This window comes from Pseudomonas sp. GW704-F2, assembly GCF_059423025.1.
The window spans coordinates 34220-44416 of record NZ_JBWKXO010000045.1 but is presented as its reverse complement, the minus strand read 5'-3'; the positions used below and the strand labels follow the sequence as shown (position 1 = coordinate 44416).

Genomic DNA, 10197 nt, shown 5'->3' with positions numbered 1-10197 from the left:
GTACTTTGACAAGCGCCCAGCAGCAGGGAAAATGCGGCAAGGAGCAGATAACGGGAGGTGAACGGCTTCATTCCTGCGACTCTCTATTTGCGCAAAAAGCGAGCAAGTCTACACCCCTCGACGGGGCAGGACAAAACTCAGCAGAAACAGGGCGGCCGCCGTGACCACAATCGACGGCCCTGCCGGCGTGTCCTTGAACCAGGACAGCGCCAGGCCCCCACACACTGCCAGCATCCCCAGTACGCTGGCGCCGATCGCCATCTGTTCCGGCGAGCGGGCGTGGCGCTGGGCGGCGGCTGCGGGAATGATCAGCAGTGACGTGATCAACAATACGCCGACAATCTTCATCGCGACAGCGATCACCACGGCGATCAACAACATCAAGGTCATGCGCAGCGCGGGCACGGGCAAGCCTTCCACCGTGGCCAGTTCTTCATGCACGGTGATTGCCAGCAGCGGGCGCCACAGCGTCACCAGCAGCACCAGCACGGCTGCGCTGCCGCCGAGAATCCACGCAAGGTCCGTGGGGCTGATCGCCAGCAGGTCGCCGAACAGGTAAGCCATCAGGTCGATGCGTACTTCATGCATGAAGCTCAGCACCACCAGGCCCAGGGACAGGGTGCTGGGCGCCAGGATGCCCAGCAACGTGTCGGAGGCCAGCGGCTGGCGCTGTTGCAGGGTCACCAGCAGCACCGCCAGCAGCAGGCAGCCGACGGTCACGGCGATGGTCGGGCTCACATCCAGCAGAAAGCCCATGGCCACGCCCAGCAATGCGGCGTGGGACAAGGTGTCGCCGAAATAGGCCATGCGCCGCCAGACCACGAACGAGCCCAGCGGGCCCGCCACCAGCGCCAGAGCCAAGCCTGCCAGCAGGGCGTAGAGCAGAAAATCAGCCATGCTTGCAGCTATCTCCATGAACGTGAGTGTGGGGTGTGGCGGGATCGTCGACCACGGCGCCATGCAGGTCATGGGCGTGATCGTGATGGTGGTGATAAATCGCCAGGCTCTGCGCGTTCTTGCCGAACAGCTCGACGAACGCCGGATCGCCGCTGACTTGCTCCGGATGGCCGGAGCAGCACACGTGGCGGTTGAGGCACACCACTTGGTCGGTGGTGCTCATCACCAGGTGCAGGTCGTGGGAGACCATCAGCACGCCGCAGCCAAGGCGGTCGCGCAGGCGGGTGATCAAGCTGTACAACTCGGCCTGGCCGGCGACGTCGACGCCCTGCACCGGTTCGTCGAGCACCAGCAGCTCCGGCTCGCGCAACAGGGCGCGGGCCAGTAACACGCGCTGCATTTCACCGCCGGAGATGCTTTGCACCGGGCTGTCGATGACCTGTTCGGCACCGACCTCCTTGAGCGCGGCTTGCGCGCGGGCGCGGTCCACGCCCGGCACCAGGCGCAGGAAGCGCAGCACCGACAAGGGCAGCGTCGGGTCCACGAAGAGTTTTTGCGGCATATAACCGACACGCAGCTTGGGCTTGCGCCACACACTGCCGGTGTCGGGCTTGAGCAGGCCGAGTACGGCGCGCACCAGGGTGGTCTTGCCGGCGCCATTGGGGCCGATCAGCGTGACGATCTGCCCCGGTTCGACGCTCAGCGCGATGTTATCCAGCACGTTTTGCCCGGCGAACGTGACCCCGACCTGCTCCAGGCGGATTAACGCGTTGCTCATCAAGCCCCCTGGCAACCGGCGCAGAGTCCGACGACTTCGACGGTTTGCCCTTCCACCTTGAAGCCGACGTCGGCGGCGCTCTGGATGATGGCGTCGCTGATGCTGCTTTGCTCAAGCTCAATGGCGGCGTGGCACTTGCGACAGATCAGGAACTGACCCTGGTGCGCGTGTTCCGGGTGGTTGCAGCCGACGAAGGCGTTGAGTGACGCGATGCGGTGTACCAGGCCGTTGTCCAGCAGGAAATCCAGCGCGCGGTACACCGTGGGCGGCGCGGCGCGGCGACCGTCCTGCTCGCTGAGCACGCCGAGGATGTCGTAGGCGCCCAGCGGCTTGTGGCTCTGCCAGACCAGTTCCAGCACGCGCCGACGCAGGGCGGTCAGGCGCAGACCCTGCCGTGCGCAGAGGGTGTCGGCCTCCGACAGCGCGGTATGCACGCAGTGAGAGTGGTCGTGGGGACGGCTGGCAAGCGGTGTTATAGGCATGAGCGGCGACAGATATTTGATAGAGACGTTATTATGTTACCCGTTCCTACGCCATTGAGTGGTCATCGTGTCCCGACTTTTTCCCGTTTTTGTCGTATTTGTCGCCAGTTTGCTCACCGCGGGTGCCGCTCAGGCGGAGGTCAAGGTGCTGACCAGCATCAAGCCGCTGCAGTTGATTGCCGCGGCTGTGCAGGACGGCGTGGCGGTTCCCGAGGTGTTGTTGCCGCCGGGGGCCTCGCCGCATAACTATGCGTTGCGCCCATCCGACGTGCGGCGCGTGCAGTCGGTAGACCTGCTGTATTGGATCGGCCCGGACATGGAAGGCTTCCTGCCCCGCGTCCTCAAGGGGCGCAGCCTGCCGACGGTGGCCGTGCAGGATCTTCCGGGCATGAAACTCCGTCGTTTCGCCGAAGATAGCCATTCCCACGCCGACGATGCCGACGAACATGACCACGATCATCGCCCAGGCACTTTGGACGCACATCTGTGGTTGTCGACGCTCAACGCCCGGGTGATTGCCGCACGCATGGGCGCCGACCTCAGCGCCGCGGACCCGGCCAATGCCGAGCGCTACCAGCTCAACGTGAAGGCGTTCGTGAGCCGACTGGATGCGTTGGACGCGCGCTTGAAAGCGCGGATGGCCGGCATCCACGACAAGCCTTACTTTGTGTTCCACGAAGCCTTTGATTATTTCGAAGAGGCCTACGGCCTCAAGCACGCCGGTGTGTTCAGCGTGGCCGCCGAAGTGCAGCCCGGTGCCCAGCATGTGGCGGCGATGCGTACACGTTTGCAGGAAGTCGGCAAGACCTGCGTGTTCAGTGAGCCGCCGCTGCGTCCGCGCCTGGCGGAAACGCTGGTGGCCGGTTTGCCGGTGAAATTGGCGGAGCTGGATGCGTTGGGCGGGTACACCCCGGCTTCCGCTCAAGGTTACGAACAGGTGCTGGACAAGCTGGGCAATGACTTGGCGGGCTGCCTGGAGTCGCTCTGAAAGCCCAGGCATAACGTCTGTAGGAGGGAGCAAGAAGCTCCCTCCCGCATTTTAGAGCGCGAACGGCAGCTGGATCGCGACCTGCTGGCGCTGCGCCAGCCGATGCTCGAACTCCGCCGGGTCATGAATCAACACATCCTGCCCGGCAAACGACTCCGCCGCGATCAGGCGTGACAACCAGAACCGCACGCACGCCACGCGCAACATCGTCGGCCACAACTCGGCTTCTTTCGCGGTAAACGGGCGCAACCCCGCATAAGCCCCGAGCAGTGCGCGGGCGCGCTGGCCGTCGAGTACGCCGTCGGCGTCCGAGCACCAGTCATTCAGGGCGATCGCCACGTCGTACAGCATCGGGCCCGAGCAGGCGTTGTAAAAGTCGATCAAGCCCGTCAGGTGCGTGCCTTCGAACATCGCGTTGTCGCGAAACAGATCCGCATGAATATTCGCGCGCGGCAGGGCGAGGATCTGCGCCTTGTGGGCCTCGATCTCATCCAGTGCGTCGCGCAGCAGGCGTTGCGGCGCTGCGTCCAGGTGCGAAATCAACTGCGCGCCTTCGCTGAGCATCCAGTCCAGCCCGCGATCGGTCTTGCGCTCCAGTACCTTGTCGCCCTGGGTCGCCAGGTGCAGATGGCCAAGCAGGTCGCCGACCTGGGCGCAGTGCTGGGCATTGGCGTCCTTGATGTGCTTGCCGGCCAGGCGCGGTTGCAGCAGCGCCGGTTTGCCGGCCAATTCGCGCAGGGCCACGCCGTCGGTGGTGCGCAGGGCGTAAGGCACCGGCAAGTCGGCGTCGTGGAGCACGTCGAGCAGTTCGATGAAGAACGGCATTTCCTGCACCGGGCCGCGCTCGACCAGGGTCAGGACGAACTCACCCTGTTCCAGGCTGATGAAGAAATTGGTGTTTTCGCTACCCGCGGCGATCCCCTGGAAATCAAGCAGGCGGCCGAGCCCGTAAGGGGCAAGAAAGGTTTCCAGCTCGGTCCGAGCCAGGGGGGTGAACACAGACATGGTTAAAACTGCCAGTACGGGCGCCGCGGTGTGCGGCGCCAATTGAAGTTAAGAAATCATTTCCATTCGAAGATCTTCCATGACGGGATCAGCATATCCGGTTGGTCAGAGCGGATGAAATTCGCATCGGTTCCGTCCGCGCGCACCAGGAAATACGGTGGGAAGCCTTTCTTCGTTATCTTGATTGCATACAGGAAACCGTTTTGACGGTACTCCTGAATGGTTCTGTCGCCCTCTGTGCGAATGGTAACTTCCGGATCACCCGAAGGCGCACTGTCGGCCGCCATGGCAACCATCGGAGCGAATGCAAACAAGCCGGTCAACAGCAGGCGATTGAATGAGCGCATGATAACCTTGTCCCTTTGTTGTCTGTGGTCCGGCTATTCTAGCGCCTGACCCGCCGAAAAGGTTGATCCTGCTCATGAGCCAAGCCCCCCTCGTCCTGGTGGACGGTTCTTCATATCTGTACCGCGCCTTCCACGCGCTGCCACCGCTGACCACTTCCAAAGGCCTGCCGACCGGTGCGGTCAAGGGCGTGTTGAACATGCTCAAGAGCCTGCGCAAGCAGTACCCGGACAGCCCGTTCGCGGTCGTGTTCGACGCCAAGGGTGGGACCTTTCGCGACGAAATGTACGCCGAATACAAGGCCAACCGCCCAAGCATGCCCGACGACATGCGCCTGCAGATCGAGCCCCTGCACCAGAGCGTGATCGCCCTGGGTTTCCCGCTGTTGTGCGTCGAAGGCGTCGAAGCCGATGACGTGATCGGCACCCTGGCCCGCAGCAGCGCAGCCGCGGACCGCCCGGTGGTGATCTCGACCGGCGACAAAGACATGGCGCAGCTGGTGGACGGGCACATTACCCTGGTCAACACCATGACCGGTAGCGCCATGGATGTGGAGGGCGTAAAGGAGAAATTTGGCGTCGCTCCGGAGCAGATTATCGACTATCTGGCGTTGATGGGCGATTCGTCCGACAACATTCCAGGCGTTCCGGGCATTGGTCCGAAGACCGCTTCCGGCTTGCTGGTGGGCGTCAATGGCGGCCTGAAAGAGCTGTATGAAAATCTGGATATTGTGCCGAGCCTGCCTATCCGTGGGGCCAAGACCCTGCCGGCCAAGCTGCAAGAGCATAAGGACATGGCCTTCCTCTCCTATCAACTGGCGACGATCAAGATCGACGTGCCGCTGGACGTGGGCCTGGATGATCTGCACCTGATCGAGCCGGATCGCGAAAAACTCCTGGAGCTGTACACCCTCCTGGAGTTCAAAAGCTGGTTCGAGGAAGTGCAGCGCGACGCCAAGCGCACCGGCTTGGAGGTGGCGGCTCCGGTCGCCGAGAATGCGCCGGTCGTCAACACCGAGCTCAAGTACGAGACCATCCTCGATCAGGCGCGTTTCGATGTGTGGCTGAAGAAGCTCGGCGAGGCCAAGCTGTTTGCCTTCGATACCGAGACCACCGGCATCGATGCACAGCAAGCGCAGCTGGTTGGGTTGTCGTTCGCGGTGCAGCCCTATGAAGCGGCCTACATCCCGCTGACCCATTCCTACATGGGCGTGCCGGAGCAGCTGGACCGCGACACGGTGCTGCGCGCGCTCAAGCCGATCCTCGAAGACCCGAGCAAGCTCAAGGTGGGCCAGCACGCCAAGTTCGATATGAATATCCTCGCCAACTGTGCCATCGGTGGCGATCAGAATTGTGGCATCACGGTGCAGGGCATTGCCTACGACACCATGCTCGAATCCTACGTCCTCGACTCCACCGCCACGCGGCATGACATGGACAGCCTGGCTCAGAAATACCTGGGTCACACCACGGTGAGCTTCCAGGATATTGCGGGTAAAGGCGCCAAACAGCTGACCTTTGACCAGATCTCCCTCGAACAGGCCGGCCCTTACGCGGCTGAAGATGCCGACGTCACCCTGTGTCTGCACCAGACCTTGTTCGAAAAACTCCAGGCGATCCCCAGCCTGGTCAGCGTGCTGACCGATATCGAGATGCCGCTGGTGCCGGTGCTGGCGCGTATCGAGCGTCAGGGCGCGCTGGTGGATGCCAAGTTGCTTGGCGTGCAGAGTGTTGAGCTGGGCGAGAAGATGGTCGAGCTGGAGCGTGAGGCATTTGCCATCGCCGGTGAGGAATTCAACCTCGGCTCGCCCAAGCAATTGGGCGCGATCCTGTACGAAAAACTCGGCCACCCGGTTCTCAGCAAGACCGCCAAGGGCCAGGCGTCGACCGCCGAAGCGGTGCTTGCCGAACTGGCCGAGCAGGATTTCCCGCTGCCCAAGGTGCTGATGCAGTACCGCTCCATGAGCAAGCTGAAAAGCACCTACACCGACCGCTTGCCTGAGCAGATCAACCCGCGCACCGGGCGCATCCATACCTCGTATCACCAGGCGGTGGCGGCCACCGGGCGTTTGTCGTCGAGTGATCCGAACCTGCAGAACATTCCGATCCGCACCGCTGAAGGCCGGCGGATTCGTCAGGCGTTCGTCGCGCCAAAAGGCTACAAGCTGCTGGCGGCGGACTACTCGCAGATCGAGCTGCGGATCATGGCGCACCTGGCCAAGGACGAAGGCTTGCTGCACGCCTTCCGCAATGATCTGGACGTACACAAGGCCACCGCCGCCGAAGTATTTGGCGTGGAGCTGGGCGCGGTCACCACCGACCAGCGTCGCAGCGCCAAGGCGATCAACTTCGGCCTGATCTACGGCATGAGCGCGTTTGGCCTGGCCAAGCAGATCGGTGTCGATCGTAAACAGTCCCAGGCCTATATCGACCGTTATTTCGCCCGCTATCCGGGCGTGCTGGCCTATATGGAGCGCACCCGCGCCCAGGCGGCCGAGCAGGGTTATGTCGAGACGATCTTCGGTCGCCGCCTGTACCTGCCGGACATCAACGCGAAGAACCCGGCGCTGCGCAAAGGCGCCGAGCGCACGGCGATCAACGCGCCGATGCAGGGCACGGCGGCGGATATCATCAAGAAAGCCATGGTGGCGGTGGATAACTGGCTGACCGCGTCGGGCCTGGATGCCAAAGTCATCCTGCAGGTACACGATGAACTGGTGCTGGAGGTTCGCGAGGATCTGGTCGATCAAGTGCGTGAAGAGATCCGCCAGCACATGAGCCACGCGGCGACGCTGGATGTGCCGCTGCTGGTGGAAGTGGGCGTGGGTGATAACTGGGACGAAGCGCACTGATAGCGCGGTTCTGCCACCGCCGAGGGTGGTGGCAGAACGCTTTAGACCCGAAAACGCCGTCGCTTATTGCAAATAGTTTTTTGTACGTGCCGGAACTTAACTCATGAAATGCCACTCAGAGTTACTGAATGGGCGGTGAAGCCCTTCAATGCTCCTATGTTGTGTTAAGTGTTGGCAGATATCTGGACCCCGCCCTAGCGGTCCGGAGCTTGAACCCCGAACTTCCCCTCCCCATACGAAGTCCGGGGTTTTTTTTGCCTGCGCAAAAGTCACTCCGCGGTTTCTGCGCCCTTGTCGGCCAATTCCATCCAGTCGGCCAGCACGGTGTAGGCTTCTTCCAGGCCCAGGCGCTTTGGCGCCGAGAACAGCTGGATGGTGATGGTGTCACCCCAACCTTTGCGGATTTCCGCCTGCACCTTCAACAGCGTGTTCTTGGCGGCGCCATAGGTCAGTTTGTCGGCTTTGGTCAGCAGGATATGCATCGGCATGCCGCTGGCGACTGCCCAGTCGAGCATCAGCAGGTCGAAGTCGGTCATTGGATGACGGATGTCCATCATCAGGATCAAACCCTTCAAACTCTCCCGGCCACCCAGATAAGCCTCGAGGTGACGCTGCCAGTGCAGCTTCAGCGGGATAGGTACTTTTGCATAACCGTAGCCTGGAAGGTCGACCAGACGCCGATCATCGTCTAGCTTGAAGAAGTTGAGCAGCTGCGTGCGGCCCGGGGTTTTCGAGGTGCGCGCCAGGCTGGCATGGGTCAAGGTGTTCAGGGCGCTGGATTTGCCCGCGTTGGAACGGCCGGCAAAGGCGACTTCAAAGCCCTCGTCATCGGGGCATTGGTCCACTTTGGCGGCGCTGAGCATGAACGTGGACTGTTGGCACAGGCCGAGGATGGGGTTCTTGAGTTGCATGAGATTTCCGATGTGGGCGGTGCCGAAAAAGGGTGCGGCAAGCGGTGTCGTTTCCGTTTCAGTAGCGCCAGTATATAATGCCGCAGATTTTGTGTGTGCTTTGTCCCAGCGAAGGATGAAGTTCACGGGAGTGATAGACCTTTATTGCGCATTAGAACGCAAAACGCTCCCAAACCCTGAAAAGGTCGATGTATGACCAGATGGTTGCTTGCTGTCGGTGTCTTGATGCCGCTTTACGGCGCTCAGGCTACACAGGAACCGGAAGCGGTGTACAACCGAGTTTGCGTGGCTTGCCATGCCGGCCAACTGCCGAACGCCCCGAAGCGGGGTGACCAGGCAGCCTGGGCGCCCAGACTGGCGCAAGGCATGGACACGCTGGTGCAACACGTGACCCAGGGTTTCAAGGCAATGCCGCCGCGTGGTTTGTGCATGGACTGCAGTACCGAGGATTACCAGGCCATCATTGAGTGGATGGTGAGTAAACCCGGTTAGATAACTCTTAAACCCTTAGCCGTAGTTGGATTAGCTGATGAACAAACTGATCGTGAGTCTGCTGTTGACCTTGGGCATCACCGGTGTTGCCCATGCTGCAGGCGACGCTGCTGCGGGTCAGGCGAAAGCCGCCGTGTGTGGTGCTTGCCATGGACCGGATGGTAATAGCCCGGCGCCGAACTTCCCTAAACTGGCCGGCCAGGGTGAGCGTTACCTGACCAAGCAGATGCACGACATCAAGGACGGCAAGCGCACGGTCCTGGAAATGACCGGCTTGCTGACCAACCTCAGCGATCAGGATCTGGCCGATATCGCGGCCTATTTTTCCAGCCAGAAAGGCAGTGTGGGAGCTGCTGATCCGAAGCAAGTGGCCCGTGGCGAAGAACTGTTCCGTGGCGGCAACCTCGACAAAGGCATGCCTTCCTGCATCGGTTGCCACTCGCCTAACGGCGTGGGCAACGCCGCTGCGGGCTTCCCGCATGTGGGTGGCCAGCATGCGCAGTACGTCGCCAAGCAACTGACGGACTTCCGTGAAGGTAATCGCACCAACGACGGCGATACCAAAATCATGCAGAGCATTGCCGCCAAGCTGAGCAACAAGGACATCGAAGCGGTTTCCCAATACATTCAGGGGCTGCACTGATCGAGGGCTGCGTTAACGCTCGATTAATCCGTTGATGCAAGCATAAAAAGGGTGGCCTAGGCCGCCCTTTTTTGTGGCCGGTGCCGTTACACTAACGAACTCATGCCCGCGCAGACCTGTCACAACAAAGGTCGCGTGAGGCGACTTTATTTGTCCAGGAGTAAAGCATGCGTAATCTGATCCTCAGCGCCGCTCTCGTCACCGCCAGCCTCTTCGGCATGACCGCACAAGCCGCCGACGTGCCGCTTGAAGCCGGTAAAACCTACGTGGAATTGGCCAACCCTGTGCCGGTTTCGGTGCCGGGCAAGATCGAAGTGGTGGAGCTGTTCTGGTACGGCTGCCCGCATTGCTACGCCTTCGAGCCAACCATCAACCCATGGGTTGAGAAGCTGCCCAAGGACGTGAACTTCAAACGCATCCCTGCCATGTTCGGCGGCCCATGGGATGCCCACGGCCAACTGTTCCTGACCCTGGAGGCCATGGGTGTCGAGCACAAGGTTCACAACGCTGTCTTCGAGGCGATCCAGAAACAAGGCAAGCGCCTGACCAAGCCTGAGGACATGGCTGACTTCGTCGCGACCCAAGGTGTCGACAAGGACAAGTTCCTGGCCACCTTCAATTCCTTCGCCATCAAGGGCCAGATCGAAGCCGCCAAGAAACTCGCCGTGGCTTATGGCGTGCAAGGCGTTCCGACCATGATCGTCAACGGTAAGTACCGTTTCGACCTGGGCACCACCGGCGGTCCTGAAGCGACCCTCAATGTGGCCGACCAGTTGATCGCCAAAGAACGCGCCGCCAAGTAAGG

General features: G+C 61.5%; 11 protein-coding genes and 1 pseudogene. 5 read left to right on the top strand and 7 right to left on the bottom strand.

All coding sequences use genetic code 11. The features are described from left to right. From AC07W0_RS26515 to zur, 4 genes and pseudogenes are all read right to left on the bottom strand, one after another. Positions 1 to 71 (bottom strand): annotated as a pseudogene (locus AC07W0_RS26515) (PA5502 family lipoprotein); the annotation flags it as partial. Between the two features lie 37 nt (positions 72 to 108). Then, positions 109 to 897, bottom strand: a complete 789-nt coding sequence (gene znuB, locus AC07W0_RS26510; protein WP_102618539.1) for a zinc ABC transporter permease subunit ZnuB — start codon at positions 895 to 897, stop codon at positions 109 to 111. After that, positions 890 to 1675: a zinc ABC transporter ATP-binding protein ZnuC gene (gene znuC, locus AC07W0_RS26505; RefSeq protein ID WP_017849021.1), complete on the bottom strand. Its 786-nt coding sequence runs from the start codon at positions 1673 to 1675 to the stop codon at positions 890 to 892. The genes znuB and znuC overlap by 8 nt, the downstream gene beginning before the upstream one ends. Then, positions 1675 to 2157: a zinc uptake transcriptional repressor Zur gene (zur, locus tag AC07W0_RS26500; protein WP_026140288.1), complete on the bottom strand. Its 483-nt coding sequence runs from the start codon at positions 2155 to 2157 to the stop codon at positions 1675 to 1677. The genes znuC and zur overlap by 1 nt, the downstream gene beginning before the upstream one ends. 58 nt (positions 2158 to 2215) lie before the next feature. Here zur and AC07W0_RS26495 point away from each other — a divergent pair, with 58 nt between their 5' ends. Beyond that, positions 2216 to 3145, top strand: a complete 930-nt coding sequence (locus tag AC07W0_RS26495) for a zinc ABC transporter substrate-binding protein (protein WP_017849023.1) — start codon at positions 2216 to 2218, stop codon at positions 3143 to 3145. Between the two features lie 51 nt (positions 3146 to 3196). On the opposite strand, the gene AC07W0_RS26490 is transcribed toward AC07W0_RS26495, so the two are convergent. After that, positions 3197 to 4150 (bottom strand): homoserine kinase, encoded by a 954-nt coding sequence (locus AC07W0_RS26490; protein WP_046484367.1) that lies wholly within the window; start codon positions 4148 to 4150, stop codon positions 3197 to 3199. 56 nt (positions 4151 to 4206) lie between these two features. After that, positions 4207 to 4497 (bottom strand): DUF2782 domain-containing protein, encoded by a 291-nt coding sequence (locus AC07W0_RS26485; protein ID WP_017849025.1) that lies wholly within the window; start codon positions 4495 to 4497, stop codon positions 4207 to 4209. 74 nt (positions 4498 to 4571) lie between these two features. Here AC07W0_RS26485 and polA point away from each other — a divergent pair, with 74 nt between their 5' ends. Next, positions 4572 to 7346 carry a DNA polymerase I gene (gene polA, locus AC07W0_RS26480; protein WP_102618540.1) on the top strand — a complete coding sequence of 925 codons (2775 nt, stop codon included), beginning with the start codon at positions 4572 to 4574 and terminating at the stop codon, positions 7344 to 7346. Between the two features lie 269 nt (positions 7347 to 7615). On the opposite strand, the gene yihA is transcribed toward polA, so the two are convergent. Next, the gene (gene yihA / locus AC07W0_RS26475; protein WP_017849027.1) at positions 7616 to 8257 is read right to left on the bottom strand and encodes a ribosome biogenesis GTP-binding protein YihA/YsxC; all 642 of its coding nucleotides are present in this window, start codon (positions 8255 to 8257) and stop codon (positions 7616 to 7618) included. A 192-nt stretch (positions 8258 to 8449) separates the two neighbouring features. Between yihA and AC07W0_RS26470 the strand changes: the two genes are divergently transcribed. The 3 genes from AC07W0_RS26470 to dsbA all read left to right on the top strand — a co-directional run bounded on the left by AC07W0_RS26470 (position 8450) and on the right by dsbA (position 10195). Beyond that, the gene (locus AC07W0_RS26470) at positions 8450 to 8749 is read left to right on the top strand and encodes a c-type cytochrome (RefSeq protein WP_017849028.1); all 300 of its coding nucleotides are present in this window, start codon (positions 8450 to 8452) and stop codon (positions 8747 to 8749) included. A gap of 37 nt (positions 8750 to 8786) precedes the next feature. Continuing rightward, the gene (locus AC07W0_RS26465; protein WP_017849029.1) at positions 8787 to 9392 is read left to right on the top strand and encodes a c-type cytochrome; all 606 of its coding nucleotides are present in this window, start codon (positions 8787 to 8789) and stop codon (positions 9390 to 9392) included. A gap of 167 nt (positions 9393 to 9559) precedes the next feature. Further along, entirely contained in the window at positions 9560 to 10195 is a 636-nt protein-coding gene (gene dsbA, locus AC07W0_RS26460) for a thiol:disulfide interchange protein DsbA (RefSeq protein WP_017849030.1), read from the top strand. Positions 10196 to 10197: the final 2 nt, after the last annotated feature.